General features: G+C 72.2%; 25 protein-coding genes. 15 read left to right on the plus strand and 10 right to left on the minus strand.

What is annotated here, in order from left to right; all coding sequences use genetic code 11:
- Positions 1-221: 221 nt before the first annotated feature.
- The 3 genes from hrcA to ACNYC2_RS05485 are packed head-to-tail and all read left to right on the plus strand — an operon-like array spanning position 222 to position 3,180.
- Complete coding sequence (gene hrcA / locus ACNYC2_RS05475; RefSeq protein WP_419706051.1) at positions 222-1,241, plus strand: heat-inducible transcriptional repressor HrcA; 1,020 nt, start codon at positions 222-224, stop codon at positions 1,239-1,241.
- Between the two features lie 39 nt (positions 1,242-1,280).
- A complete protein-coding gene (gene dnaJ, locus ACNYC2_RS05480; protein ID WP_419706052.1) occupies positions 1,281-2,402 on the plus strand; it encodes a molecular chaperone DnaJ in 1,122 nt (373 codons plus the stop codon).
- A gap of 10 nt (positions 2,403-2,412) precedes the next feature.
- Complete coding sequence (locus ACNYC2_RS05485) at positions 2,413-3,180, plus strand: 16S rRNA (uracil(1498)-N(3))-methyltransferase (RefSeq protein WP_419706053.1); 768 nt, start codon at positions 2,413-2,415, stop codon at positions 3,178-3,180.
- 115 nt (positions 3,181-3,295) lie between these two features.
- Here ACNYC2_RS05485 and ACNYC2_RS05490 read toward each other — a convergent pair whose 3' ends face one another.
- Both ACNYC2_RS05490 and ACNYC2_RS05495 read right to left on the minus strand, forming a co-directional pair.
- Complete coding sequence (locus ACNYC2_RS05490) at positions 3,296-4,156, minus strand: OmpA family protein (RefSeq protein WP_419706054.1); 861 nt, start codon at positions 4,154-4,156, stop codon at positions 3,296-3,298.
- Positions 4,153-5,934, minus strand: a complete 1,782-nt coding sequence (locus ACNYC2_RS05495) for a helix-hairpin-helix domain-containing protein (protein WP_419706055.1) — start codon at positions 5,932-5,934, stop codon at positions 4,153-4,155. Before ACNYC2_RS05495 ends, ACNYC2_RS05490 begins: the two co-directional genes overlap by 4 nt.
- Positions 5,935-6,185: 251 nt before the next feature.
- On the opposite strand from ACNYC2_RS05495, the gene ACNYC2_RS05500 reads away from it, so the two are divergent.
- The 5 genes from ACNYC2_RS05500 (at position 6,186) to era (ending at position 10,586) form a co-directional block, all read left to right on the plus strand.
- Positions 6,186-6,536, plus strand: coding sequence for a histidine triad nucleotide-binding protein (locus tag ACNYC2_RS05500; RefSeq protein WP_116676323.1), 351 nt, complete (start codon positions 6,186-6,188; stop codon positions 6,534-6,536).
- 174 nt (positions 6,537-6,710) lie between these two features.
- Positions 6,711-7,775, plus strand: coding sequence for a PhoH family protein (locus tag ACNYC2_RS05505; RefSeq protein WP_419706056.1), 1,065 nt, complete (start codon positions 6,711-6,713; stop codon positions 7,773-7,775).
- Positions 7,772-8,224: an rRNA maturation RNase YbeY gene (ybeY, locus tag ACNYC2_RS05510; protein WP_116676321.1), complete on the plus strand. Its 453-nt coding sequence runs from the start codon at positions 7,772-7,774 to the stop codon at positions 8,222-8,224. Before ACNYC2_RS05505 ends, ybeY begins: the two co-directional genes overlap by 4 nt.
- A 5-nt stretch (positions 8,225-8,229) precedes the next feature.
- On the plus strand, positions 8,230-9,621 hold the full coding sequence (locus tag ACNYC2_RS05515) for a hemolysin family protein (RefSeq protein ID WP_419706057.1): 1,392 nt from the start codon (positions 8,230-8,232) through the stop codon (positions 9,619-9,621).
- Entirely contained in the window at positions 9,618-10,586 is a 969-nt protein-coding gene (era, locus tag ACNYC2_RS05520) for a GTPase Era (protein ID WP_419706058.1), read from the plus strand. The genes ACNYC2_RS05515 and era overlap by 4 nt, the downstream gene beginning before the upstream one ends.
- A gap of 178 nt (positions 10,587-10,764) precedes the next feature.
- Here era and ACNYC2_RS05525 read toward each other — a convergent pair whose 3' ends face one another.
- Positions 10,765-11,418 (minus strand): FMN-dependent NADH-azoreductase, encoded by a 654-nt coding sequence (locus tag ACNYC2_RS05525; protein ID WP_419706059.1) that lies wholly within the window; start codon positions 11,416-11,418, stop codon positions 10,765-10,767.
- A 79-nt stretch (positions 11,419-11,497) separates the two neighbouring features.
- Between ACNYC2_RS05525 and ACNYC2_RS05530 the strand changes: the two genes are divergently transcribed.
- On the plus strand, positions 11,498-11,839 hold the full coding sequence (locus tag ACNYC2_RS05530; protein ID WP_419706060.1) for a winged helix-turn-helix transcriptional regulator: 342 nt from the start codon (positions 11,498-11,500) through the stop codon (positions 11,837-11,839).
- Positions 11,840-11,846: 7 nt separating this feature from the next.
- Here ACNYC2_RS05530 and ACNYC2_RS05535 read toward each other — a convergent pair whose 3' ends face one another.
- Positions 11,847-13,052 (minus strand): FAD-dependent oxidoreductase, encoded by a 1,206-nt coding sequence (locus tag ACNYC2_RS05535; RefSeq protein ID WP_419706061.1) that lies wholly within the window; start codon positions 13,050-13,052, stop codon positions 11,847-11,849.
- Positions 13,053-13,134: 82 nt separating this feature from the next.
- On the opposite strand from ACNYC2_RS05535, the gene ACNYC2_RS05540 reads away from it, so the two are divergent.
- A complete protein-coding gene (locus ACNYC2_RS05540) occupies positions 13,135-13,740 on the plus strand; it encodes a PadR family transcriptional regulator (RefSeq protein WP_419706062.1) in 606 nt (201 codons plus the stop codon).
- A gap of 68 nt (positions 13,741-13,808) precedes the next feature.
- Positions 13,809-15,389 carry an alpha/beta hydrolase family protein gene (locus tag ACNYC2_RS05545; protein ID WP_419706063.1) on the plus strand — a complete coding sequence of 527 codons (1,581 nt, stop codon included), beginning with the start codon at positions 13,809-13,811 and terminating at the stop codon, positions 15,387-15,389.
- A gap of 96 nt (positions 15,390-15,485) precedes the next feature.
- On the opposite strand, the gene ACNYC2_RS05550 is transcribed toward ACNYC2_RS05545, so the two are convergent.
- Positions 15,486-16,265 carry a 4'-phosphopantetheinyl transferase family protein gene (locus tag ACNYC2_RS05550; RefSeq protein ID WP_419706064.1) on the minus strand — a complete coding sequence of 260 codons (780 nt, stop codon included), beginning with the start codon at positions 16,263-16,265 and terminating at the stop codon, positions 15,486-15,488.
- A gap of 219 nt (positions 16,266-16,484) precedes the next feature.
- Between ACNYC2_RS05550 and ACNYC2_RS05555 the strand changes: the two genes are divergently transcribed.
- Positions 16,485-18,644, plus strand: a complete 2,160-nt coding sequence (locus tag ACNYC2_RS05555; RefSeq protein ID WP_419706065.1) for a hypothetical protein — start codon at positions 16,485-16,487, stop codon at positions 18,642-18,644.
- A gap of 413 nt (positions 18,645-19,057) precedes the next feature.
- Entirely contained in the window at positions 19,058-20,776 is a 1,719-nt protein-coding gene (leuA, locus tag ACNYC2_RS05560; protein ID WP_419706066.1) for a 2-isopropylmalate synthase, read from the plus strand.
- Positions 20,777-20,848: 72 nt separating this feature from the next.
- Here leuA and ACNYC2_RS05565 read toward each other — a convergent pair whose 3' ends face one another.
- Complete coding sequence (locus ACNYC2_RS05565; RefSeq protein WP_419706067.1) at positions 20,849-22,438, minus strand: serine/threonine-protein kinase; 1,590 nt, start codon at positions 22,436-22,438, stop codon at positions 20,849-20,851.
- A gap of 91 nt (positions 22,439-22,529) precedes the next feature.
- Here ACNYC2_RS05565 and ACNYC2_RS05570 point away from each other — a divergent pair, with 91 nt between their 5' ends.
- On the plus strand, positions 22,530-23,480 hold the full coding sequence (locus tag ACNYC2_RS05570; RefSeq protein WP_419706068.1) for a hypothetical protein: 951 nt from the start codon (positions 22,530-22,532) through the stop codon (positions 23,478-23,480).
- 172 nt (positions 23,481-23,652) lie between these two features.
- Entirely contained in the window at positions 23,653-24,438 is a 786-nt protein-coding gene (locus ACNYC2_RS05575) for a DUF3626 domain-containing protein (RefSeq protein ID WP_419706069.1), read from the plus strand.
- On the opposite strand, the gene ACNYC2_RS05580 is transcribed toward ACNYC2_RS05575, so the two are convergent.
- Genes ACNYC2_RS05580 through ACNYC2_RS05595 form a run of 4 tightly spaced genes read right to left on the minus strand, consistent with a single transcriptional unit; the run spans position 24,395 to position 26,983 of the window.
- The gene (locus ACNYC2_RS05580) at positions 24,395-25,069 is read right to left on the minus strand and encodes a GNAT family N-acetyltransferase (RefSeq protein ID WP_419706070.1); all 675 of its coding nucleotides are present in this window, start codon (positions 25,067-25,069) and stop codon (positions 24,395-24,397) included. The genes ACNYC2_RS05575 and ACNYC2_RS05580 overlap by 44 nt on opposite strands.
- A 40-nt stretch (positions 25,070-25,109) precedes the next feature.
- Positions 25,110-25,625 carry an SRPBCC family protein gene (locus ACNYC2_RS05585; protein WP_419706071.1) on the minus strand — a complete coding sequence of 172 codons (516 nt, stop codon included), beginning with the start codon at positions 25,623-25,625 and terminating at the stop codon, positions 25,110-25,112.
- A complete protein-coding gene (locus ACNYC2_RS05590) occupies positions 25,622-26,041 on the minus strand; it encodes an ArsR/SmtB family transcription factor (protein WP_419706072.1) in 420 nt (139 codons plus the stop codon). Before ACNYC2_RS05590 ends, ACNYC2_RS05585 begins: the two co-directional genes overlap by 4 nt.
- Positions 26,042-26,068: 27 nt before the next feature.
- Complete coding sequence (locus ACNYC2_RS05595; protein ID WP_419706073.1) at positions 26,069-26,983, minus strand: DMT family transporter; 915 nt, start codon at positions 26,981-26,983, stop codon at positions 26,069-26,071.
- Positions 26,984-26,995 lie beyond the last annotated feature (12 nt).

Consider the following 26,995-nt stretch of genomic DNA (forward strand, 5'->3'; position numbering starts at 1 on the left):
CTACTCCGCCCCTCGCGAACGGGGAGGACACTAGGCTGAGGCGTCCTGACCTGCGGGTCCGTCCGGTTCGGGCCCGGCTTGTGGGGACGGGTGGCGGGTCGGGGACTTGGCCTGTGGCGTGTGCCGCGTAGGATTGGCACTCGGCTGGCGAGAGTGCTGGAGCGCCGGCCGGAACCCGGGTGCAGGTCCCGGACGTTCTACCTGGGACGGAGGTGAGCGCGGTGAGCGAAGAACGCAGGCTCGATGTCTTGCGAGCGATCGTGGAGGACTATGTCCGGACACGGGAGCCCGTGGGCTCCCGCATACTCACCGAGCGGCACAAGCTCGGTGTCTCCCCGGCGACCGTGCGCAACGACATGGCCGCCCTGGAAGAGGCCGGGCTCATCGCCCAGCCCCACACCTCGGCCGGCCGCATCCCCACGGACAAGGGCTACCGGCTGTTCGTGGACCAGCTCGCGGAGGTGCGGCCGCTGACCGTGCCCCAGAAGCGCGCCATCGAGACGTTCCTGTCCGAGGCGGTCGACCTGGACGACGTGGTGGCCCGCGCCGGACGCCTCATCGCCCAGCTGACCGGCCAGGTCGCCGTCGTGCAGTACCCGTCGCTGCGTCGTTCCGGGCTGCGGCACCTGGAGCTCGTGCCCTCCGCCGAGGGGCGGCTCCTCGTCGTCGTCATCACGGACACGGGACGGGTCGAGCAGCGGTACCTCGACGTGCCCCCCGGGATGGACGACGCGACGCTCGGCGAGCTGCGCGCGCGCTTCAACGCCGCGGCCGCCGGCCACCGGCTCACCGAGATCGGCACCGCCTTCGCCCGGGTCACCGAGGCGATGCCCGACGAGCACCGCGCGCTGGGTACGGCCGTGGCCGAGGTGGTGACCGCCGCGCTCGCGGAGGAGAGCGAGGAGCGCATAGTACTGACGGGCCAGGCCAACCTGGCGCGCTCCAGCATGCGGTTCGAGCAGGGCCTGCGTCCCGTGCTCGAGGCCCTCGAGGAGCAGGTGGTCCTGCTCGGCCTCCTCACCGACATGACCGACGACGCGGGGGTTGCCGTGAGCATCGGCCACGAGAACCGGCTGGCGGGCCTGTCCGAGACCTCGGTCGTCACGTCCGGCTACGGCTCGTCCGACGGCGACTCCGTCGCGATCCTGAGCTCGATCGGCCCCACCCGTATGGACTACCCGGGCACCATCGCCGCGGTGCGCGCCGTCGCGCGCTACCTGTCGCGTGTGCTGCCCAGCTGACATCCCCTTTTCCACAAACCTCCTCACAAAGAGAGACCTGTGACCGACTACTACGAGATTCTCGGTGTTCCGCGCGACGCCTCGCCCGAGCAGATCAAGAAGGCCTACCGCAAGCTGGCCCGTGAGCTGCACCCCGACGTGGCGGGCAACGTGGGCGAGGACCGGTTCAAGGACGTCGCGCGCGCCTACGAGGTGCTGTCCAACCCGGACAAGCGCCAGCAGTACGACATGGGCGTGGACCCGACCGCGCCGGGTGGCGGCGCCGGTGGTGGGTTCGGTGCCGGGTTCGGTTTCCAGGACATCTTCGAGACCTTCTTCGGCGGCGGGCAGCCCGCCGGGCCGGTCCCGCGCGCCCGGCGCGGCAACGACGCGCTCGTGCGGCTCGACCTCGAGCTCGCCGAGGCTGTGTTCGGCGCCAAGCGCGAGATCCAGGTCGACACGGCTGTGGTGTGCAACACCTGTGCCGGCGACGGCGCGCGGCCCGGCACCTCGGCGCGTACCTGCGACGTCTGCCACGGCCGCGGTTCCGTGCAGCGGGTGGCGCGCTCGTTCCTCGGCCAGGTCATGACCAACCAGCCCTGCTCCGCCTGCGGCGGCTTCGGCACGGTCATCCCCGAGCCCTGCACCGACTGCGCCGGCGAGGGCCGCGTGCGCTCGCGCCGCACCGTCTCCGTGAACGTCCCTGCCGGCGTCGACACCGGTACGCGCATCAAGCTCTCCGCGCAGGGCGAGGTAGGCCCCGGTGGCGGGCCCGCCGGAGACCTGTACGTCGAGATCCGCGAGCGTGCGCACGACACGTTCGTGCGGCGCGGCGACGAGCTGCACTGCACCCTCCAGGTGCCGATGACGGCGGCCGCGCTCGGCACCGTCCTCGAGCTCGACACCCTGGACGGGCTCCAGGAGATCGACCTGCGCCCGGGCACGCAGCCCGGCCAGGTCATGACCCTCAAGGGCCTCGGCGTGGGGCACCTGCACTCGCCCGGGCGCGGCGACCTCAACGTGCACATCGAGGTCCAGGTGCCGACGGCCCTGGACGAGGAGCAGACGGCGCTCCTGCAGCAGCTCGCGGTCCTGCGCGGCGAGGAGCGGCCCGAGTCGCGCCTCGCGTCCGTGCACGGCGGCGTGTTCTCGCGGCTGCGCGACAAGCTCAGCGGGCGCTGACCGCCCACCCATGAGCGCGCCAGTCTTTCTCGCGGAGGCGTCCACCGCCCATCCGCTCTCCGAGTACGCCGCGGGCTCGGTCTACGTGCTCGACGGCGCGGAAGGCCGGCACGCCGGCGTCGTCCAGCGGCGCGGCCCCGGGGAGCGGATCGACGTCGTCGACGGCGCGGGCGTGCGCCTGCGGACCGTCGTCGAGTCGGTGGCCGGCGCCGAGGTGCACCTCCGGGTCGAGGAGGTGGACGTCGAGCCGGCGCCCGCCGTCGTCGTGACGCTCGTCCAGGCCCTCGCGAAGGGTGACCGCGACGAGATGGCCATCGAGGCCGCGACCGAGGTCGGCGTGGACGCGATCATCCCGTGGCAGGCCGAGCGGTCGGTCGTCGTCTGGCGCGGGGACCGGGCCGCGAAGTCGCGCGCACGCTGGGTGAGCACCGTGCGGGCCGCGACGAAGCAGGCCCGCCGCTGCCGCATCCCCGACGTCGAGCTTCCGCTGAGCACCAAGCAGCTCGCGGCGCGGACGCGCGACGTCGTCGCGGCGGGCGGGACCGTGGCCGTGCTGCACGAGGAGGCGAAGGCGGGGCTGGCGACGCTCGCGCTGCCCTCCGCCGGCGAGGTGCTCCTCGTCGTCGGCCCCGAGGGCGGGATCTCGGAGGCCGAGGTCGCCCTGCTGATCGAGGCGGGCGCCGTCACCGCGCGCCTGGGCCCGCACGTCCTTCGCACGTCCACGGCGGGCCCGGTGGCGATAGCCCTCCTGAGCACCCGCCTGAACCGCTGGGCGTAACCCCACCCCACCCGGCGAAGTAGAGCGCCTGTCCGAACCCACGCTCTACCTCGCGCGTTCTGAGGCGCCGAGATAGAGCGTGTGTCCGGACAGGCGCTCTACTTCGCGGTGCTCGTCAGTTCTGGACGATGAACTCCACGCGGCGGTTCGTCTCCAGGTCGGCGAAGGACTTCGGCACGACCAGCGGGTCCGACTCGCCGTAGCCCTTCGCGGTCAGCCGGTCCTCGTCGATGCCGAGGTCCACCAGCCGGTCCAGCACCTCGTCGGCGCGACGCTCGCTGAGCTCCTTGTTGGCCGCCCAGGTCCCGCGAGAGTCCGTGTGCCCCTCGATGCGGACCTCGACCTCGGGGTGCTCCGCGAGCACCTCCGCGGCCTCGCGCACCACCGCCCGGCCGTTCTTGGTCAGCTTCGCGCTGTCCGTGACGAACGTGATGTTCGGGATCTCGACGAGGTCCTCCTGGGCCTCCTCGCGCTCCTTGCTCGTCGGCTTGCGCTTCGGCTCGTCGTCCTCGGGCTCGTCCTTCTCCGGCTCGTCCTTCTCCGGCTCGGCCGATGCGCCGTCGGACGGCGGGTCGGTCGCCTCGGGCGAGGGCGTCGCCTCGGCGTCGTCGTCCGTCGTGTCCTCGGAGGGCGTGGGCTCGGGGTCGCTCTCGGTCAAGAAGGCCTGGGCGGGCCCGATGTCGCCCGACACCGGGCCGTTCGGCCCGAACGCCGCCGCGGTACGGACGCCCTCCACGTCACTGACCACCTCGGTGGCCAGGAGCGCGTCGATGTCGGTCGCCGCTGTCACGTCGGCGTCCCGGCCGGTGACCTCGACGTCCACACCGTCGAGGTCGGCAGCGGCGAGCGCGCTCTGCGCACGCTCGGTCAGGTCGGCCTCGATCCCCTCGCGGAACCCCGTGTCCTGGACGCTCGAGAGCGCGCCCAGGCCGAGGACCGCGACGATGACCGGGGGCAGGACCGACCTCAGGTTCATGCCTTCGCCCCGGAGCCCGCCGACTCGGTGTCTGACTCGGTGTCCGACCCGGTGTCGTCGCCGACTGCCGCCGCCTCTGCCTCGTCCTCGGCGATGGCCTCGGCCTTGGCGTCGGCGTCAACGATCTCGTCGACGTCGGTGTAGTCGACGTCCTTCTTGAACTTCGCCGCGCGGTCCTGCCCGCCGACCAGGTAGTCCTGGAACTCCTGGAGGCCGTCCTCGTCGCCGTCCGCGAGGTACTGCGCCTGGTTCGCCCAGTTCGCGGCGGCGGGCGCGAACTTGATGCCGCCCGTGGCGGTCGCCTCGCGCAGCTCTGCCTCGGACGCCGCCGCGACCTTGGCGTACGTCGTGTACCCGGCGGCCTTGAGCGCGGCCTCGATCTTCGGGCCGATGCCCTCGATGCGCTGCAGATCCTGCGGCTCGGCCTCGGGCTCGGGCTCCGGCTCCGGCTCGGTGACCTCGGCCGTGGCGGCGGCGGCCTCCGCCTCGTCCTCGGCGATCGCCTCGGCCTTGGCGTCGGCGTCGGCGATCTCGTCGACGTCGGCGTAGTCGACGTTCTCGCTGAACTTGGCGCGCCGTTCCTGGCCGCCGACGAGGTAGTCCTGGTACTCGCGCAGGCCGTCCTCGTCGCCGTCCACCAGGTACTGGGCCTGGTCCGCCCAGCTCGTGGCGGCGGGGGCGAACTTGATGCCCGCCGTGGTCAGCGCCTCGCGCAGCTCCGCCTCGGACGCGCCGGCGACCTTGGCGTACGTCGTGTACCCGGCCGTCTTGAGCGCGGCCTCGATCTTCGGGCCGATGCCCTCGATACGCTGCAGATCCTGCGGCTCGGGCTGCGGCTCGGGCTCGGGCTCCGGCTCAGCGGCGGCGACGGCGGCAGCCTCCGCCTCGTCCTGCGCGATGGCGGCGGCCTTCTCGTCGGCGTCGGCGATCTCGTCGACGTCCGCGTAGTCGACCTTCTCGCTGAACTTGGCGCGCCGCTCCTGGCCGCCGACCAGGTAGTCCTGGTACTCGTCGAGGCCCTTCGTGTCGCTGTCCACCAGGTACTGGGCCTGGTCGGCCCAGCTGGCGGCAGCGGGCGCGAACTTGATGCCCTGGCCCGCGACGGCCGCGCGCAGCTCTTCCTCGTTCGACGCGGCGATCGACGCGTATGTCGGGTAGCCGGCGGCGACCAGCGCGGACGCGATCTTCGGGCCGATGCCCTCGATACGCTGCAGGTCGTCGGGCTCGGGGGCAGCCGCGGCCTCCTCGGCGGGGGAGTCGGCAGCCTCGTCGGCGGGGGCGACGACGGCGGCCTGGGCCGCGGCCTCCGCCTCGGCGGCCTTGCGCGCGACGGCCTCGGCCTCTGCGACGACGTCGGACCCGGCGGCCTCGACCTCGGCCTCGTCGGTGCCCGCACCGTCGGTGGCGGGCTCGTCGTCAGATCCGGCCGCGCCGTCCGCGACCGGCAGGACCGTGCCGCTGCCGGCTGCGGGCTCGGCCTCCGGCGTCTCGACGCCGGCCTCCGCCGCGGTGCCGGTGGAGGCGACGGCAAGGGCGGGAGCGGGCTCGGCGGCCTCCGCGTCGGCGTCCGCCTCGGAACCGGCAGCGGACTCCGCCTCGGCGTCGGAGGCCGGGGCGGCGACGGCGGCCGTGCGTGCGGCTGCCTCCGCCTTCTCCGCCGCATGCTTGCCCTTGGCCCGGCGGCCCCAGACGAGCCAGCCGATCCAGATGCCTATCGCGAGGCCGATCAGGGCTGCGATGATGATGAATGCGAGCGATTGGGCGATGAACCAACCCACGCGGACCTCCAGGTGACTACTGCGGTGTGTGGTGTGAGGGTGACGACGGGACCCGCGGGACGAATGGCGACGAAATGGTGTCGCAGCGCGCCAATCTCCATCGAATGCCGCAAACTCTCCCACATCCCTTTCACCCGGGCATTACGAACTGTGTAACGGTACGGAAAAATATGCCCCCGAGCCCGCTCGGCCAGGGGCCCGGGGGCCGCCTCCGGGGGTCGGTCCAGACCCTCGCCGGTAGCCTGCAGAGCATGACGAGCACCGACAGCCCTGACTGCCTCTTCTGCAAGATCGTGGCGGGGGAGATCCCCGCGGACGTCGTGGCGTCGTCGGACACGGCGATCGCGTTCCGGGACATCGCACCCAAGGCGCCCGTGCACGTCCTCGTGGTCCCGAAGGAGCACTACCCGGACGTCCCGGCCTTCGCCGCGACGGATCCCGCGGGCCTGGCGAGCGTCATCGGGCTCGCCGACGGCGTCGCGAGCGAGCTGGCCGATGGCCAGTACCGCCTCGTCTTCAACACCGGGCCCAAGGCCGGGCAGACCGTCTTCCACGTGCACGCCCACCTGCTCGCGGGCGGGGAGCTGCCCGGCTTCGCGTAACCACTTGTCAGACCCTCCTGGACCTGTCAGACGTACAGGTCACGCGAGTGGCGTGTACGTCTGACAACTCCTCGGGAGCGGAAAGACCGTGGCAGCGACCCTTCTGGTCGATAGGATGTGGACCATAGTCATCCCTACCGCACGAAGGAGCGGATCGGCCCCACGGGCCGGCTCATGACAACTACGCCCAGCACACAGTCGCAGACCCGGATCGAGCACAAGATCGTCGTTCCGGCCCACATCCCGACGGTCGCGCTCCTCGGGAGCCGGGACTCGGTGCTGCGGGCCGTCGAAGAGGGCTTCCCCGGCGTCGATGTCCACGCCCGTGGCAACGAGATCGCCGTGAACGGACCGGCGGGCGACGTCGCCCTGGTCGCCCAGCTGCTCGACGAGCTGATCGAGGTCGTCGAGGCGGGCACCCAGCTCACCCCCGAGGTCGTGAAGCGTTCCGTCGCCATGCTGAGCGCGGCATCGGCGTCGCGCCCGGCCGAGGTCCTCACGTTCAACATCCTGTCGAGCCGTGGCCGCACCATCCGGCCCAAGACGGTCGGGCAGAAGGCGTACGTGGACGCGATCGACACCAACACCATCACGTTCGGTATCGGCCCGGCCGGTACCGGCAAGACCTACCTCGCCATGGCCAAGGCCGTCCAGGCGCTGCAGGCCAAGCAGGTCAACCGGATCATCCTCACGCGCCCCGCCGTCGAGGCGGGGGAGCGCCTCGGGTTCCTGCCCGGCACGCTGTCGGAGAAGATCGACCCGTACCTGCGTCCGCTGTACGACGCGCTGCACGACATGGTCGACCCCGAGCAGGTGCCCAAGCTGATCGAGGCGGGCACCATCGAGGTCGCGCCGCTGGCCTACATGCGCGGCCGGTCGCTGAACGACTCCTTCATCGTCCTCGACGAGGCGCAGAACACCTCGACCGAGCAGATGAAGATGTTCCTGACCCGCCTGGGCTTCGGCTCCAAGATGGTCATCACGGGCGACGCCACGCAGATCGACCTGCCCGGCGGCACCACCTCCGGCCTGCGCGTCGTCGAGGACATCCTCATGGGTGTGGACGACGTCGAGTTCTGCCGCCTCACGTCGTCCGACGTCGTGCGGCACCGGCTGGTCAGCGACATCATCGACGCGTACGCGCGGTGGGACGTCCTCACGGACGACCGCCGTCCGGGCCGTCAGCCGCAGGACTTCCGTCAGGGCGGCAACCAGGGGAGCAAGAGGCAGCGCCGGTGAGCATCGAGGTCAACAACGAGTCCGGGTTCGAGGTCGACGAGGCGGAGTTCGCCGCGCTCGGCCGGTTCGTGCTGGACGCCATGCGGGTGCACCCGCAGTCGGAGCTGTCGATCATCTTCGTCGACACCACCGTCATGACGGACCTGCACGTGCAGTGGATGGACGAGCCGGGCCCCACCGACGTCCTCTCCTTCCCGATGGACGAGCTGCGCCCCGGACGCGACGGTGACGTCACCCCGGCCGGGACGCTCGGCGACATAGTCCTGTGCCCGGAGGTCGCGGTCACCCAGGCCAAGGCCGCCGGCCACTCCACCACCGAGGAGCTTCTGCTCCTGACGACGCACGGGATCCTGCACCTGCTCGGCTACGACCACGCCGAGCCGGAGGAGGAGAAGGAGATGTTCGCGCTGCAGCGCAAGCTTCTCCTGACCTTCCTCGCGACTCGGTGACCGGCGTGATCGCTCTGCTCCTCACGCTCGTCATGCTGGTCGGCCTCTCGCTGGCGGGCATGCTCTCGGCCGGCGAGGCCGCGCTCCTGCGGGTCACCCGGGCCTCCCTCACGGAGGCGCTCGCCGAGGCGGAGCTGGGGCGGTCACCCGATCCGGACCGCGCGTCGCGCATCCGGCGGGCCCAGGCGCTCGTCGTCGACCCGACGGCGATCGTCGCCTCCTTCGCGCTCGTGCGCGTGATGTCGGAGGTGGTCGCCATCGCGGCCGGGACCCTGCTGGTGCAGCAGACGATGCCCGGCGAGGGCGTCCCGGACGAGCTGCCCGTGATGCTCGTCGCGCTGGTCGTCGGGGTCGTCATCGGCGTGATCTTCGTGCGGGTCTCGCCGCGCGCGCTCGGCTTCCGCAACCCGGTGGCGGTGCTGCTCGCGCTCGTGGGTCCGCTGACCGGGGTGTCGCGGGCCGTCGCCTGGCTCACCAGGTTCTCGGTGCCGCGCTACGACCCGTCCCCGCCCACGGAGGCCGAGCTCCGGGACATCGCCGACCGGGTGGGCGAGAGCCTCTCGGAGAGCAGCGCGTTCGAGGAGTCCGACCGGGAGCTCATCCGCTCGGTGATCGAGCTGGGCGGCACCATCACCCGCGAGGTGATGGTGCCCCGCACCGACATGGTGACCGTCACCGCCGACACCTCTCTCGACCGGGTGCTGCGGCTGTTCCTGCGCTCCGGCTTCTCGCGCGTGCCGGTGGTCGGCGAGTCGGCGGACGACGTCGTCGGCGTCGCCTACCTGAAGGACGTCGTGGCCGCGGTGCACTGGCCCGTGGACGACGGCGCCGCGCGCCGTCCCTCGCAGCGTCCCGCCGCCGACGTCGCGCGCGACGCGGTCTTCGTGCCCGAGTCCAAGCCGATCGACGACCTGCTGCGCGAGATGCAGGCGTCCGCCAGCCACATCGCGCTCGTCGTGGACGAGTACGGCGGGGTGGCGGGGCTCGTGACCATCGAGGACCTCCTCGAGGAGGTAGTGGGCGAACTCACTGACGAGCACGACACGGTGCCCGTCCAGGAGATCGAGGACCTCGGCGAGGGCGTGTTCCGGGTGCCCGCGCGGCTGCCCGTGGACGAGCTCGGCGACCTCTTTGACCTGCGCCTGGACGACGACGACGTGGACACCGCCGGGGGTCTGCTCGCCAAGGTGCTGGGCAAGGTGCCGCTCGCGGGCTCGTCCGTCGAGGTGGGCGGCGTGCACCTGGAGGCGGAGCGTGTGGAGGGCCGCCGCAAGCAGATCTCGACGATACTCGTACATCGTACGGAGCCGGCCGCCGAGCCGGACGACAGCAACGGTGGTCCCGATCAGCACGACCACCGTGATCAGAAGCGTGACCAGAAGGAAGTGACCTCGTGAGCGACCAGCCCGCAGTGCATCAGACCGCCGAGCACCGGAGCGGCTTCGCCTGCCTGGTGGGCCGCCCCAACGCCGGCAAGTCCACCCTGACGAACGCGCTCGTGGGGCAGAAGGTCGCGATCATGTCGGCTCGGCCGCAGACCACGCGGCACACGATCCGCGGCGTCGTGCACCGCCCGGACGCCCAGCTCGTGCTGGTGGACACGCCGGGCCTGCACCGGCCGCGGACCCTGCTGGGGGAGCGGCTCAACGACCTGGTGCGGGACACGCTGTCCGAGGTGGACGTCATCGCGTTCTGCATGCCCGCCGACCAGAAGGTCGGCCCCGGCGACCGCTACATCGCCGCGCAGCTCGCCGAGCTGATGACCGGACGCCGTCGGGTGCCCGTCGTCGCCGTCGTGACCAAGGCGGACCTCGTCCCGCGCGAGACGCTCATGCAGCACCTCCTCTCCGTGGACCAGCTGGCCAGGACCGTGGACCGCGAGTGGGCAGACATCGTGCCCGTCTCCGCGAAGGACGGGTACCAGGTCGAGGAGCTGGAGGCGGTGCTCATCTCGCACCTGCCCGAGGGGCCCGACCTCTACCCGGACGGCGAGCTGACGGACGAGCCGGAGGCCGTCATGGTCGCCGAGCTCGTGCGCGAGGCCGCCCTGGAGGGCGTGCGCGACGAGCTGCCGCACTCCCTCGCGGTGGTCGTGGACGAGATGGTTCCCCGCGAGGGGACGGGCGACCCCGAGAAGGGCAGGCCGCCGCTCCTCGACGTGCGGGTCAACCTGTTCGTGGAGCGCGACTCCCAGAAGGCGATCATCATCGGGCGCGGCGGGTCCCGGCTGCGGGCCGTGGGCACCGAGGCGCGCCAGGGCATCGAGAAGCTGCTCGGCCAGCGGATCTATCTCGACCTGCACGTCAAGGTCGCGAAGGACTGGCAGCGCGACCCGAAGCAGCTCCGTCGGCTGGGGTTCTGATCTCCTGCGTCTCGCCGTGCACGTGGTGCTGCCGCGAGATCGGTCAGCTGCACGCGGCTTGACGTGAGTTCGGTCGGTTGCCTTGAGATCGGTCGTTCGATGGACCGATCTCAAGGCAACCGACCGAACTCGGACGACGGCGGAAGCAACCGACCGATCTCGCGACCGCTCGCCCCACCTACACGTTCGCGTTGCGCGACTCCGCCAGCTCGCGCCCGTAGCGGACGGCGGCGGTCTCGGCGTCGCGCTTGAGCTCGGCGGCGGGTTCGGCGAAGGCGTCCAGCGCCGGGTTGACGCCCACGAGGGTGAACGCGCGGTGCACGATGCGCAGGTCGAGGCCCCAGACGTCCTCCAGCACGCGACGCAGCCACGCGGTGGAGTGGTCCCAGCCCTCCTTGGGCGAGCCCTCGGCGTAGTTGCCGCCGAGCACCGTGACCAGGGTGGCGGGCTTGCCGCGCAGCGCGGTGCCCTGCGGGTCGATGCGCGGCTCGGTGTAGGCGAGGTCGAACCACGTCTTGAAGTGCTGCGAGACACCGTAGTTGTACAGCGGCACGGTGAAGAGGAGGGCGTCGGCGTCGATGAGCTCGTCGGCGAAGGTGCGGGCCAGGGCGGTCGCCTCGCGCTGCGCGTCGGTCCGCTGCTCGTCCGGGGTGAACCCGCCCAGCACTGCGTTCTGCCATGCGGTGGTCGGCACCGGGTCGGCGGCGAGGTCGCGGCGCACCACGGTCGACGCGGGGTGGGCGGCGGTCCACTCCGCCTCGACGAGGTCGCCGAGGGAACGGCTGGCGGAGGAGGCGGGGAGGATGCTCGCGTCCAGGCGGAAAAGGGTCACGACTGCTCCGTTCTTGTTTTCAGAGTCGCTAAGAAAAACAGAGCGACTAGTCAGACGGTAGCACGGGTAAACTGGCGCGATGGCAGCGGACGACCCGCAGGTGCACCAGTGCGATGCGGCGATCACGCTCGCCTTCTCGATCCTCGGCAAGCGCTGGAACGGCATGATCGTGGCTGTCCTCGGCTCCGGACCGCTGTCGTTCGTTGCCCTGCGGCGCGCCGTCACCGGCATCAGTGACGCGGTGCTGTCGGACCGGCTCTCGGAGCTCGCCGATGCCGGGCTCGTCACCCGGAACGTCGATCCCGGGCCGCCCGTCGCCGTGGCCTACGCGCTCACGGCCTCCGGTGAGGAACTGCAGCCGGTGCTGCAGGAGCTCGGTCGCTGGGCCCTGGAGAACATGGCCGGCGTCGCCCACCGCTGATCCGCGATCACGCCCGCGACGGAGCACGGTTCGTCGGCGCGTCCCAGTCGATCCGGTAGTCGGTGATCCAGTCGCGGGTGGTCCGGGCCGCGGCCCGGCCCACGAGCGGCAGGATCACGCGGTCGCGCAGCACCCGGGTCAGCGGGTTGGGGATCTTCTGGTTCGACGTGCGCTTCGCCTGGGCGATCAGCTTCTCCACCCGGGTCCGCCGGAACATCTCGAAGGTCGCGAACGCCGTGGCCGGGTCGCCGTGGTCGCGCAGGAACCGCGCGAGCAGCACCCCGTCCTCGATCGCGAGCGAGGCGCCCTGGCCCGAGGTCGGTGAGATGGCGTGGGCCGCGTCCCCGACCAGCCCGATCGGGCCGCGGTGCCACACGGGCACGGTCGGCAGGTCGAGCGTGTTCCACGGCGCGATGATCTCCGGCGTCGCCGCGATCAGGTCCAGCGCGGGGCCGTCGTCGTCGGCGAAGAGGCTGGTCAGCTCTGCCCGCCAGCGGTCAGGGGTCCATGCGGCGAGCTCCTCGTCGGTCGCCGCCCGTGCCTGCGGGACGTTGGCGAACCACCAGACGTCGCCCGGCGCCCGGTTCGCGTAGGCGAAGAACGCGCGCCTGCCGAACGTCATGGTGAACGTGCCCTCGGGCGCGTCCACGTGGACACCCGAGGCGTAGCCGCCGGTGTTCAGCAGGCCGGTGTAGCGCGGCGGCGGGCAGGCCGGGTCGAGGATCGCCCGCACGCGGGAGTGCAGGCCGTCCGCGCCGATGAGCAGGTCGCCCTCGGCCGTGCTCCCGTCGGAGAACGAGGCCACCACGCCGCCGTCCGGCAGCGTCGTGGCGTCGACGAGGCGCTTGCCGTAGTGGACGGCGATGCCGCGACGCACGGCCTCGTCGCGGAGCCGGACGTAGAGGTCGGAACGCCGGACGGTCTGGCTGACCGTGCCCTCGGCGTCGTCCCGGCCCATCGGGAGGTGGGCCAGCGGCCTGCCGGACGACGACCGCAGGGTGAGGGTGTGCGTGTCGAACCCGCCGAGGTCGTGCTGGTCGATGCCCAGCACCTGGAGGGCGGCCAGGCCGTTCGGGGCGAGGTTGAGGTAGGCGCCGACGCCGTCCGCGGTGCGCTGGTACGCCTCGTGAACTGAAGCGTCGATGCCCGCCTTCTGCAGGGCCATGGCGGTCACGGGTCCGGTGATGCCCGCTCCGATGATGATCGCTCTCATGCAATGACCATAAGATGGGTAACCATAAAATGGCAAGGTGCTGGAGCGAGAACCCGGACGGGGGCGACTTAGGCTGGCTCCCGTGACCCAGGACTCCCGGCCGCGCGCGCCGCTCGCGATGGTGCTGCTGGCGCTGCTCGCCGAGGAGCCCATGCACGCCTACCGCATGCAGCGGCTGATCAAGTACCGGCGCAAGGACGACGTCGTCAACGTGGCGCGCAGCAACAGCGTCTACCAGTCGATCGAGCGCCTGCTCCGCGACGGCCTCATCGAGGTCCACGAGAAGCTGGCGGCCGAGTCCGGCCCGGCCCGCATCGTCTACGCCCTGACGAGCGACGGCCGGGACGCCCTGACGCGCTGGATGGACGCCGCCCTCGCCACTCCCGCACGAGAGTTCCCCGAGTTCCGGGCGGTGCTGGCCGTGCTCGCGATCACGGGTCCGGACCTCGTGCGGACCCGGCTCGAGGAGCGGGTGCGGGCGCTGGAGGCCGTGCTCGCCGGGGCCGAGCGCGAGGCCGCCGCCGCGCAGGAATGGGGCCTGGCCAGGGTGCTCATGCTCGAGCACGAGCACCTCGTGGCCGTCACGCGCGCCGAGCTGGACTGGGTGCGCCAGGTGGTCGCCGACCTCCGGTCCGGGGCCCTGACCTGGGACACCGAGGAGATGCTAGCGACCCGCCCGCCCGAATGACTCGCCGCGCCCGGCTTGTTTGCCGCGCCCCGGGCGAGGGCCCGGGCCCGCGGGCGTAGCATCCGATCGTGATCTTTCGGACGGTCGCCACATCCGCCGCAGTCCTTGTCGCCCTGGCGCTGACCGGCGCCGTCGCCGGCCCGGTCTGGGAGCCCGCGCCCGTGACCTCGCACCTGCGCCTCGGGTCCACGTCGACGGCGATCGGTGGCGCTCTGTCCGGCGGCGGGACCGGCGCCGGCGAGCCCGGTGACTACGAGGTGCGCGAGTCCGAGGTGACCATCCCGCTCGCCGACGGGCTGGAGGTCGGCGGGCTGCTGCGCGAGCCGGTCGACGCCGGCTCCGGGGACCACCCGGGGATCGTGTTCGTGCACGGCGCGGGTACCGGCAAGGCCGTCGACGCGTTCACCCTTGCCGCCACGGCGCTGGCGAGCGCGGGGATCACCACGCTCGTGCCGGACAAGCGGCTGGACAACTACTCGACACGGCACCGGGACTACGAGGCCATGGCGCGCGACTACGCCCACTCGGTGAGCTACCTGCGCGACGTCCCGGGCGTGGACCCGGACGAGACAGGGCTGTACGCGGAGTCGGAGGGGGCGTGGGTGTCGCCCGTGATGATGGTGGACGACCCGCGGCTCGCGTTCCAGATCCTGGTCTCCGCGCCGGTGGTCCCGCCCCGGCAGCAGGCCGCCTACGCGGTCGACAACTACCTGCGGAACACCGACGTGCCGGCCGGGGTCTTCCGTGCCATCCCGCGTGCGGTGGGCATGAGGCTGCCCGGCGGCGGGTTCGAGTACGCCGACTTCGAGGTGCGGCCCTGGCTCGAGCAGCAGGACGACCCGATCCTCGCCGTGTACGGCACGAACGACGCGTCGATGCCGCTCGAACAGGGCACGCGCGAGCTCCTGGACACCGCCGACGACGTGACCGTCCGGTTCTACGACCACGCGAACCACGGCATCAACGTCGAGACACCCGACGGGCTGGTGCTGCACCCCGACTTTGCCACCGACGTCGCCGACTGGGTGCTCGGCCTCCCCGCGACGGCGTCGGCCCCGCCCCAGCTCGCCGGAGCCCAGCCCCGGCAGGTCTACCTCGCCGCGCCGGTGCCGCAGCCGCAGTGGTACGGCGACGGCGACTGGCTGGTGGGGATGGTGATCACCGCGGCAGGGCTGCTGCTGGTGGGCCCGCTGCTGATCGGCGGTACGGCGCTGGCGGGCCGCCTCGGCCGACGTCGTTCCGGTCGCCCGGGCACGCACCTCGCCCGGGGACTGCGCGCGCCCCTGGCGGGTCTGGCGATCGGCGCGGTGGTGACCACCGTCGGGCTCGCCGTGTACCTGGCGGCGGTCGCGCGCCTCGCCCTGGACTACGAGAAGAACGCACTGGTGGTGCAGGGCGGCTGGATCGGAGTCCGGCTGCTCGGCATCGCGACGGTCGTGGCGGCGGCGCTGCTGCTCAACCGGCTCCGCGACCTGCGCGGCAGGGTCGTGCGCCCGGCAGTCGCGGACACGGCACAGCGGGTCACCGTCGCGGAGAGGGCCGGCGCCGCGGGCGTCGTCGTCCGGACGGGTTTCTGGGCGACGGTGCTCGGCGCGACGGCGCTGCTCGTCACCCTGGCGTACTGGGGCGCCTACCAGCTGGGCATCTGACCGACCCCGCCGGAGTAGAACTGTGGCGAAGTAGAGCTCTGGCGAGATAGAACGCCGGCGAGTCCGGCTTCGCCAGCGTTCTATCTCGCCAGGGTTCTATCTCGGCGCCAGCAGGGCTGAGGGCCTAGAGGTGCGGGGGGCCGGCACGGGTACGACGTCGTCGGGCACCGTGTCCGGGAGGCGCAGGTGCCGCACCTGGTCCACGTGCGTGGTCGTCGCCAGCGCGGCGCTGTGGTCCGCCGGCGCGGGCACGTGCGTCAGGTACGGGCGGGGGTGGGGGAGCCGGACCGACGGGTCCCGCCCCAGGAGCGTCGGCCGCGGGCCGCTGACGTCGAGATCGCGCAGCGGGATCGTCAGCCCGTGCCCGGTCAGCTTGGCGGTCGCCTCCTTGCGGGTCCAGGAGGCGAGCAGCGCGTCCGCGCGGTCGCGGGCCGGCAGGCGCCGCCAGGCACGCCGCTCGGCGGGCGTGAGCGCGGCGGCCGCCAGGTCCTCCAGGTCGCCGTCCGCCGGGCGCGCGTCCAGGTCCGCACCGACCCTGCCGTCACCCACCACCGCGACCAGCACCCAGGCCCGCGTGTGCGACACCGAGTAGTCGAGGGGCGCACCGGGCACGTGCGGCCGCCCGTGCTGCGGGTCGCCGCAGCGCTCGCACGACCGGTCGACGACCACCTCGTCGGGGAACACGCCGAGGTAGCGCGACAGGATCAGCCGCTGGGCGGCGCGCGACGTCAGGTGGACCGCGGTGGCGACGGAGTCCAGACCCACGAGGTGCTCGCGATCCGGTACGGTCAGCAGGCGCGTCCAGGCGTTCCGACGTCGGACCGGAACGAGCCAGACGTCGCAGGTGCGGGGTGCCGGTGCGGCAGCTAGGTCCACTGCGTTCTCCTGTGACCTCGGCGAGCTGCCGGCTGCGGCCGACAGCGGTGTTCCACCCACGTCGAATGTGATGGACGTGCGCAGAAATGCAGGTGTGACCGGACTCGCCGTGGTTCGGCCTGACAGGCTCCGTCCCCGGCGGGTAGTAACGTCGGGGACCCAACGCCACCAGCCACACTTCCCCAGTCTCGACCAGCGGCGTTATCGAGGAGTGAACGGATGATGGACCAGCACGCTTCCGAGCGTGACGAGAGAGATTCGGCAGACGGCGCGCAGGACGCGAACGGCGCGCCGACCGAACGTCTCGGCCACGAGCACGTCGCAACGATCTCCGCGGAGACCGAGTCCGGGCACACGTCCGACGACACCAGACCCTTCGCCAACATCGCGGTGGCCGACTACGTGCGCGACGCCATCGCCGCACTCGCCCTGCTCGTGTCGCTCGCGCTGCCGTGGAACCTGGCCGACCGGGGAGCCGACCGCGTCGAGGTGGTCCTGGCCGTCGCGCTGTCCCTCGCCTCGCTGACCCTGCCCTACCTCGCGCGCCTCGCCGTGCTGCCGGCCAGGTGGACCGTGCACTCCACGCGTCGCGCACGCCTGCTCACCGGGCTGCCGATCGCCGTGATCGGCCTGCTCCACCTCATCTTCGACGTCCGCAGCGGTGCGGGCGTCGGCACCGGCCTGGGCCTCGCGCTGGCGGGCGCGGCGCTCGCCGCGACCCCGCGCGACAGCGAGCTCGGACCCATCGAGGAGGACGGCGCCGTCGTGCGCGGCTGGCGCCTCGGCCTCGCCGGCGTCGGCATCCTGATCGCGGTGGGTGCCGTCACGTCCACGCTGCTCGCCGAGCTCGCCGAGGACGCGACGCTCGGCGACCGCCTGCTCGCGCCCGTCTGGCTCGCGCTGGTCGTCGGCCTGGCGTGGCTCCTGGTGGGCGGCACCGTCCGCCACGACCGTCCCTCGCGGCTCGTCCTGGTCGCCGCCGGCATCGTGCTGGCGCTGCTCTTCATCTTCACCTCGGGCGACTCGCTGACCGGCCTCGAGTCCATGCGCCCCGGCGTCACCGACCCGAGCAGGTTCGGCCTGGTGCTCCTGCCGCTCGCCGCCGCCGTCGCCGGTTCGCCCGCGGTGCGCCGCGACCCCGCGGCGGAGGAGGACGTCAGCACCGAGCAGGCTGCCGGCCTGTGGGTGCGGGTCGCCATGCGCGCGTTCGACGTCATCGTGCTGCTCGCGGTGTGCAGCGCGCTGGCCGCCCTCGTGCAGCTCATCGACCCCGGCTTCATCGGGTCCGGCGCCGGCGTGACGCTCGTGGTGCGGCTCGTGCTCGGCGTCGTCGTCGGCGGTATCGCCTGGTTCGCGCGGCGCTCGCTGCAGCGCGACCCGAGCACGGGCCACGTGCCCGCCGTCGGTGCGGCGTGCGTGGCCGGCGTGCTGGGGCTCGTCGTCGTCATCGCGACGTCCGGCGCGAGCCTCGGTGTGAACCTCGGCGACCTCCTGATGGCCCTCGGCCTGCCCGTCGTCGCGGCGTCCGCGCTGATGATCCCCAAGGCGGTGCGTGACCACTTCCAGACCGTCGGCATCGGTGGGGACACCGACGTCGACCGCAGCCAGGCCTACCTGTGGGCGCCGCCGCGCCCCAAGGGCGACAAGGCGCCGCCCGTCTCGCTCCCGGAGCAGCCCGTGCGGTCGGCGCCCGAGCTGCGCCGGCCCGCCGAGCCGCGCCGGGTCACCTCGACGGGCGCCGTGCGCACCGTCGCGGGTGCCGCCGCGGTCCAGCACGGGGTGGTTCCCGTGCAGTCCGCGAAGCCGGAGTCGAGCGAGGTCCCGATCAGCGCGATGCGCACCGTCGAGGAGCTGCGGGCAGCGGGCGCGCCCGCCGGTTCGTCGGCGAGCGAGACGGCGACCATGCCACCGGTCCGGTCCGGTGCCACGCCGGTGGCGTCCGCCCAGCCGGTCTCCGCCGCGCAGCCCGTGGCCCCCGTCCAGCAGGTGGCCTCCGCCCAGCCGACGGCGCGCATCCGGCCGGTGACCGGTCAGCAGGCGGCCCAGGCCGACGCCGGTGCGGCTGCCGGCGACGCGGGCCAGGAGCAGGTCACGCGCCGCGTCGTCGTCGGACAGGAGCAGAGCCAGCGCCCCGCGGCCGCGGACTACGGGTCCGAGCCGGGTCACACGGCAGTGCTGCCGCCCGTGGGCGGCAGGTGGACGCCGGCAGTGGCGCTCGACCCGGCCACCCCGCTGGCGGACCTGGCGAAGATCGTGCAGGAGGCGCCGCACCTGCGTCCGCAGGTCGCCGCGAACCCGTCCACCTACCCCGCGCTGCTGGACTGGCTGGGCGCCCTCGGTGACCCGCAGGTCGACGCCGCGCTGCGCAACCGCCGCTGACCCACTGCCTCGGCGAAGTAGAGCGCCTGTCCGAACGCACGCTCTACTTCGCCGACCACCGATCGGCGAAGTAGAGCGTGCGTCCGGTGTGCGGCCGGACAGGCGCTCTACTTCGCCGAGGGCGTCCGGATCGTGGGCGCGGCGGGTGGTCCGGGTCACCTCCGGGGGTACAGTGACCGCGTGCGCATGACGGTGATCCTTCTCCTTCCCTGCCGCGACGAGGCCTAGACAGGTCGGTCCCTCGTCGCGGAGGCTTGGTGTGCCGGCCATCCTCACCGAGCGAAGGACGCATGATGGAGAACAGCATCACCGCCACCACCCCCGGCGGAGTTCACGACACAGGACTGCATGGCGCAGGAGCGCATGGCACAGCGGGCGGAATCATCGAAGACAACCCGCAGCAGACCTCTGGCATGCCGATCCAGAAGTACCTCCCGTTCCACGAGCAGATCACCGTGGACATCCCCGACCGCACCTGGCCCACCAAGCGCATCGAGAAGGCTCCGCGCTGGTGCGCGGTCGACCTGCGTGACGGCAACCAGGCCCTCATCGAGCCGATGAACCCGGAGCGCAAGCTCCGCATGTTCGAGCTGCTGGTCTCCATGGGCTACAAGGAGATCGAGGTCGGGTTCCCCTCCGCGAGCCAGACCGACTACGACTTCGTCCGCAAGCTGATCGACGAGAACCGGATCCCCGACGACGTCGTGATCCAGGTCCTGACGCAGGCGCGTGCCCACCTGATCGAGCGCACGTACGAGGCGATCACCGGCGCGAAGCAGGCGATCGTGCACCTGTACAACTCGACGTCCGTGCTGCAGCGGGAGGTCGTGTTCCGGTCCGACCAGGACGGCATCGTGAGCATCGCGCTGGACGGCGCCAAGCTGTGCCGCAAGCTCGAGGAGACCGTCCCGGATACGCGGATCTACTACGAGTACTCGCCCGAGTCGTACACGGGCACGGAGCTCGAGTTCGCCGTGCGCATCTGCAACGAGGTCATCGAGGTCTTCGAGCCGACGCCGGAGCGCAAGGTCATCATCAACCTGCCCGCGACCGTCGAGATGGCCACGCCCAACGTCTACGCCGACTCGATCGAGTGGATGAGCAGGCACCTGAACCACCGCGAGAACGTCATCCTCTCGCTGCACCCGCACAACGACCGCGGCACCGCCGTCGCGGCCGCCGAGCTGGGCTACCTGGCCGGTGCCGACCGCATCGAGGGCTGCCTGTTCGGCAACGGCGAGCGCACCGGAAACGTCGACCTGGTGACCCTGGGCCTGAACCTGTTCTCCCAGGGCATCGACCCGCAGATCGACTTCCACGACATCGACGAGATTCGTCGGACCGTGGAGCACTGCAACCAGATGCCCGTCCACGAGCGCCACCCGTACGTGGGCGACCTGGTCTTCACGGCGTTCTCGGGCTCGCACCAGGACGCCATCAAGAAGGGCTTCGAGCACATGGCCGGCCGCGCGGAGGCCGCGGGGGTCACCGTCGACGAGCTGCACTGGGGCGTGCCGTACCTGCCGATCGACCCGCGCGACGTCGGCCGCTCGTACGAGGCGGTGATCCGGGTCAACTCGCAGTCCGGCAAGGGTGGTGTGTCCTACCTGCTCAAGAGCGAGCACAAGCTGGACCTGCCCCGGCGCCTGCAGATCGAGTTCTCCCACGCCGTGCAGAAGGTGACCGATGCCCAGGGCACCGAGGTCACCGGCGCGGACATCTGGCGCATCTTCACCGACGAGTACCTGCCGGTCGAGGAGAACGCGCCGTCCGGCCTGGAGCACTGGGGCCGGCTCGAGCTGCGCGGCACGCGGGCGGTGTCGGCGGAGGGCGAGCAGGACACGCTCGAGGTCGACGTGCTGGACCGCGGGCAGGAGCTGACCCTGACCGGCTCGGGCAACGGGCCCATCGACGCCTTCGTGAACGCGATCGCGCAGGTCGGCGTCAAGGTACGGGTGCTGGACTACGTCGAGCACGCGCTGTCCGAGGGTGGCGACGCCAGTGCCGCCGCCTACGTCGAGTGCGCGGTGGGCGACGACGTCCTGTGGGGCGTCGGGATCGACCCGTCGATCACGCTCTCGTCCCTGAAGGCGATCGTGTCGGCGGTCAACCGAGCGGAACGCACGGCCTGACAACCCCGAGCCCTCGCTGGTCGAGCTTCTCGAGACCGGGTCTCGACAAGCTCGACCAGCGAGGGCTCGCACTCAACGGAGCTTGGTGTAGGTGGCCTCGAAGCCGTCGGCCTGCTCCGTGTAGGTCGTCCCGTCGCAGGTGTACTCCAGCGGCTGGGTCCGGCCGTTGGGGTTGTAGGGGCCGCTCTCCTCGCCGACCTCGATGGTCACCGAGATATCCCTGAAGTCGGAGCCCTCGGTCGTGAGGACGCCGTCGTCGCCGGTCGAGACGATGTACGACGCCGTGCCGCGCCACGTCTGGATGATCTCGCCGACGGAGGACCCGGCGCGGATGGGCTCGGCGTCCTCGTAGTCGACCCGCTGGGTCCCGTCGGCGCTGAACTCCGTCACGCGTCCCTCGAAGCCGGTGAACCTGACGGTCTCGTCGAGGCTGGAGATGTCCTGCGTCGAGGTCCAGCTCTCGAGCTGCCACGTGCCCACCAGGCACTCGTCGATGACTGCCGCCGGAGAGGCGGACGCGGACGGCGTCGCCGAGGTGGAGGACGACGGCCCGGCATCGGCGTCGGCGTCGCCGGACGGCATGCCCACCAGGAACGCCGTGGCGACGCCGCCGACGATCAGGACCCCCGCGGCCGCGACGATCCAGATGAGGGGCCGGGACAGCAGGCTGCCGCGGGGTGCCTCGGGCTCCGGCTCGGGCGGGGTCTCACTGGGCGCCGCCTTCAGCACGGTCTCGTCGTCCCGCAGTGCGGTGACGTCGTCGTCGATGACGACGTTCGGGATGCCCGGCCCGGGGACGACCCTCATGGACGGGGTCCGGAGGCCGTCCGGGGTGCCGTCCAGGAAGTCGAGCACCTCCTGCAGGCTCGGCCGGGCCTCGGGGTCCTTGGCCAGGCAGGCCTGCACGAGCGGGAGCAGCCAGGCGGGGCACGTGCTGAGGTCGGGCTCCTCGTGGACCACGCGGTAGTACACGACTGTCGTGTCGCCCTCGCCGAACGCGCGCTGCCCGGTCGCGGCATAGAGGGCGACGGCGCCCAGGGCCCAGACGTCGGCCGCGGGTGTGGAGATGCTGCCGCGCACCTGTTCGGGCGCCATGAACGCGGGCGTGCCGACCTTCAGGCCGGTGCGGGTCAGCGACGTCGTGTCGAGCGCCTTGGCGATCCCGAAGTCGATGACGAACGGGCCCTCGTGGCCGAGCAGGATGTTGGACGGCTTGAGGTCGCGGTGGACGATGCCCGCCTGGTGCACGGACCGCAGCGCCTCTGCCACACCGGCCACCATGCGGCGTACGTCGGGCTCGGGCAGCGGGCCCTGGGTGCGGACGACGGCGGTGAGGGACGGTCCCGCCACGTACTCGACGGCCAGCCACGGCTGGGGGCCCTCCGGATCGGCATCGATCACCGTGGCGAGGAACCGGCCGCGCACCTTCATCGCCGTGGCGACCTCTGCCCGGAACCGGGTGCGGAACTCCGGGTCCTGGACGTATTCCTTCAGGATCGCCTTGAGGGCGAGCTTCCGGCCGGTGCGGGTCTCCGCGAGGTAGACGACTCCCATGCCGCCGGCCCCGATGCGGCCGAGAAGCTCGTAACCGCCCAGCTCCTGCGGGTCGGACGGCTCGAGCGGGTGGATCTGCGGGGCTGCCCCTGGGCCTGGCAAGATCATGGTGAAAACATACCGGATTTCCTTGAATTCACCCGACATATCCGTCATGGTGATTTGCGTTCGCTGGCTAGACGCAACTGCAGGGGGAGACATGAAGAGGAAGTTCGTGAGCCGCGCGCTCCCGTCTGCGCTCATCGCGGGCGGGCTGCTCGTCGCGGGCGGGATGTCCGCGACGGCGGCCGACGAGAGCGGCGCATCGAGCACCGAGCAGTCGACCGGTGGTCTGGGCGGCGCCCTCACGGGCACCGTCGACGCGGTCCTCGGGGACGACGGCGCCGTCGACAGCACGCTGGACCAGGTGACGGACACCGTCGGGCAGGTCACCAAGAAGGACGGCGCCCTCGACGACACGGTGCAGGGAGTCACGGGCGCGGTCGACTCCGTGGCCGGCAAGGACGGCGCGGTCGACGACGTGGTGCAGGGCGTCACGCGCAGCGCGGCCGCCGCCGAGCCGGCTGCCGAGCCGGCCGCGGCGCCGGTCGCCGCCGATCGCGGCCCCGTCGAGGACGTGGTGGGTGGTGTCACCGGCGTGCTCAACGCGGTGGCCGGAGAGAACGGCGCGGTGGACGACGTCCTGGGCGCGGACAGGCCTGAGCGGGGACTGACCGACGACCTCCCCGCGGAGCTGATCGACGACGTGGGTTCGATCGGCGAGAACGTCGGCAGGGGTGATCTCCCGGGCACGATCGGCGCGGTCGCGGGCCCGGACGGTGTCGTGGACGACCTGCTCGAGAGCCCGTCGTCCGGCGGTCCTGGTGGGGGTCCCGGTGGAGGTGGCCCGGGTGACGGCGACGGCGACGGCGGCTGGGGCGCCGGTGGCTCGGGCGACGGCTCCGGCGGCGGCACGATCCCGGTGGTCAACCCGGGCGGCGGCTTCGATCTCGGCGGACTCCTTCCCGTCTCGCCGATCGGCGACCTGCCGGGCGCGCTCGCGCAGACCGGCGGCCAGGTCGGCGCGGCGGTGGGCGCGGGACTCGCGCTCACGGCGGCAGGAGCCGCGATGATCCGCGCTCGGCGCAGGATTCTCGAGGTCCAGGGCTGACCTGCCCCGGTCGCCCCGCGCCGCGAGATCGGTCAGTCGCACACTGCTTGAGATGACTTCGGTCGGTTGCCTCGAGATCGGTCGTTCAACGGACCGATCTCGAGGCAACCGACCGAAGTCGCCGGCCACCATCCGGGCTCGCCGCGGGCGTGCGCCAGGTAACCTCCGGGGCATGGACTGGCCGGTCACCATCAACTTCCATCCCGACCGGCTCGTCGCCGACGGGAGCGAGACGCTGATCGAGCGCCTCGCGCACGACCGCGTCTGGCGTTCCCAGTTCGAGACCGGCACCAGCAACGGCGGCCTCACGGCGCACCACGGCGGCGACCGCTGGCGCTGGGAGCGGCGCATGTTCGAGGGCCGGTACGACGACGGCCCGCCGCACGAACGCCCCCGCTACGGCGCCCTCAACCACCGGGGCAGGGCCGCCGGCGGCGCCGTCCGGTTCGGCTCCGCCCACCTGCGGCTCCGCCCGCACGTGCTGGCCCGCACCACCTTCTGCTACCCCGACTCCGTCATGGAGCCCGAGCACTTCGCCACCGTCGACCCGGCACCACTGGTGGCGATGGCCGACGCCGACACGGCGGCCGGCGCCCACGACCTCCTCGACGACTACGTCGAGGCCCAGGTGCACGGCGCGATAGCCCTGCCGGACGACGTCGCCGCGCTCGTGCTGGACCCCTGCTACCGCGACACGCCCGTGGCCGACGCCGCCCGTGGGCTCGGTGTCGACGTCGAGTGGCACCACGGGTTCCGCCTGCACGTGGACGAGCTGGCGACGCGGCCGGAGTTCCGCGGGCCGGCGATCGTGGACGTGGCGCGCGCGGTCGCCGTCGGGCACACGCGCGACGGCTGGCTGGACGCGCGGGTGGTGGGGGAGGCGGTGCTCGCCGGCGAGCACGACCCGCAGGACCTCAAGAAGGTCTGGCACCACCTGGCTCGCTGGGGGCAGCCGTAGCGTGTGTTGCCGCCGGCCGGCGCATGGTCCACAGGGGTGGTGACCCCGGGTACAGCTCGGCGAAGGTCCTGGTGACCTCGAAGCCGTGCCGGCGGTAGAAGTCGACGTTCTCGGGCGTGCTCGTCTGCAGGGAGACTGGCTGGTCGTCGAGGTCCACCCGGTCGAGGCCGTCGCGCAGCAGCGCGGTGCCGACGCCCGTGCGCTGATGGTCCGGGTGCACCGCCAGCACGCCGAGGAACCAGCCCGGGTCGTTGGGGTACGACTGGCCGAGCGTGGCGTAGAGGGCGGAGAGCCGCGGCCAGTCGCTCGCGGCACGGCGGACGAACTTTCGGGTGGCGCGCGCCATGTGCGGGTCGGCCGGCCGGGTGGCGTCGAACGGGTCGTACGGATCGTCGGATCCGGCGGCGGTCCAGGAGGAGAACCCGATGATCCGGTCACCGTCCAGGGCCACCCGGGCGATCTGCGGTGGGCCGATCCGCCGTAGTGCGGTGCCGAGCATGATCAGGTGCGGCAGGCGCCGACGTTCCGGGTCCGGCAGGGTGTGGCTCCAGAGCGGGTCGTCGGCGAACGCCGCCGCCGCGATCTGGGCGGCCTCATTGCTCTGCCGTGGCCGGAAGTCGGTGATCCTCACCGCCGGAGCGTAGCGTCCGGCGGGCCTCCATCGGCCAGGGCTACAGCGTGCGGTAGTGCTCGGACATCGCCGGGTAGTAGTCGACGAAGTCGACAGCGGCAGGGTCGCCGCCCGTCTCGGCTGCGACGAGCCGGTCCAGGTAGTACTCCCAGCCGGGGCCGACGTTCTCCGCCATCGCGGGGTCGTCCATGGACTGCGCGAAGGTGAGTGTGGTGACGCCGTCCGCCTCGGCGAGGTCGAGCTTCAGGTGCCAGGTCACGGGGGCGTCCTCGCCGTACGTCCCCTTCGAGGTGAGCTCGAGCTGACGGGGAGCGTCGCACGCGTCGATCGTGTACTCCTCGGGTTCGACCTCGTCACCCTCGTAGAGCATCTCGACCGCTACCTTTCCCGTCGCCGGGTCACCGGTCCAGCGGCCTATCCAGCGGGCCAGGCGGTCCGGTTCGGTGACCGCTGCCCACACGTCGTCGATCGGGGCGCGGAACGTGCGGGTAAGGACGATGTAGGTGCCGTCCGGGCGCTGCTCCGTACGGCCGGTGGCGGTGATGTCGGTGCTCATGCTGTCTCCTCGGCGATGTCGGTGTTCGTGTGCTCGGTGTTCGTGCGCTCGATGTTCGCTGCGTCCGGGGCGGCCCGGCGGTCCCGGCCGACGCGCCGCACCTCGAGCTCCAGGCCGTCGAACGCCTGCTCGGCGATCGGCGGGGCAGGGGCAGGCTGTGCGGGCGCGAGCTCGGCGAGGAGCGCGGACACGGGCGCGAGCCCGGCCCGGTCGAGCCGGTAGTGCCGTTCCCGGCCGACGTCGTCGGCGGTCACGAGCCCCGCCGAGCCCAGGGCGCGCAGATGCTTGCTGATGGCCGGGCGGCTGATCGGATGGGCCGCCGCCATGTCGACCACCCTCGCCGGCCCGGTCGCGAGCTGGCGCAGCAGCTCGCGACGGACGGGGTCCGAGAGGGCGGCGAAGGCATCCATGGTCATATTGGTAACCTTTGGGTTACCAATCTGTCAAGCGCGGGCGCCTGCCAGCGGGCGATCCCGGCCGGTCCTCTGGCGGTCGGGCGCGGGCCGGACGACGAGCACGCCGGCCAGGCTGATCGCGAACCCCACCACCGTGAGCAGCGGCAGCCGCTCGCCGAACATGGCCCAGGCCCATGCCGCGGAGACCGCTGGGGTGAGGTAGAGCCACGTGCTCACCGCGACCGGCCCGCGCGTGCGCTGCACGTACAGGTACATGCCGTAGCCGCCGAGGAACGCCAGGCCCACCAGCCAGGCGACCGCCAGCCAGAACGACGGGTCGGCCGGCGGCGCGGCCTGACCGGTCGCGAACGCCACCACCGCGAAGAACGCGAGCGCCACGACTCCCTGGACGGCCAGGGAGTCCAGCACGTCGTGCTTCTCCTCAGGGGCCGGCCACAGGTCGCCGAGCACCGCGGCTGCCGAGAGCGAGAGCATGCCCGCCAGTGCCCAGAGGGCTCCTTCCGTGCCCGTCCCGGCGACGGCGTCGGGCCCGACGGCGAGCGCGACTCCCGCGAAGCCGATCGCGAGGCCCGCCGCCTGGCGACGTCCGCCCTTCTTGCCGAACCCGGACAGGACGACGGCGACCAGGGCGGGCTGCAGCGAGGCGAGCAGGGCTGCCGTCCCGGCCGGCAGCCCTGCCTCGACCGCGCGGAACACGCCGTAGAGGTAGCCGGCCTGGCCGAGGGCGCCGAGAACCGCCTCGCGCCGCAGGTAGCGGAGCCCGTAGCGGCGGCGGAGGACCAGCACCGCGACGAGCATCAGGGGCGCTGCGACGACGTAGCGCCACAGGAGCGTGGTCGTGGCCGGGGCGACGGGCGCGGCGAACGTGGCGCCGACGAAGCCGGAGCTCCACAGCACGACGAGCAGGGCGGGGGCGAGGTGTCCCAGAAGACTCTTTCCCATGAATTCAGGTAA

Source organism: Promicromonospora sp. NFX87 (genome assembly GCF_048564965.1).
Lineage (GTDB): Bacteria > Actinomycetota > Actinomycetes > Actinomycetales > Cellulomonadaceae > Promicromonospora.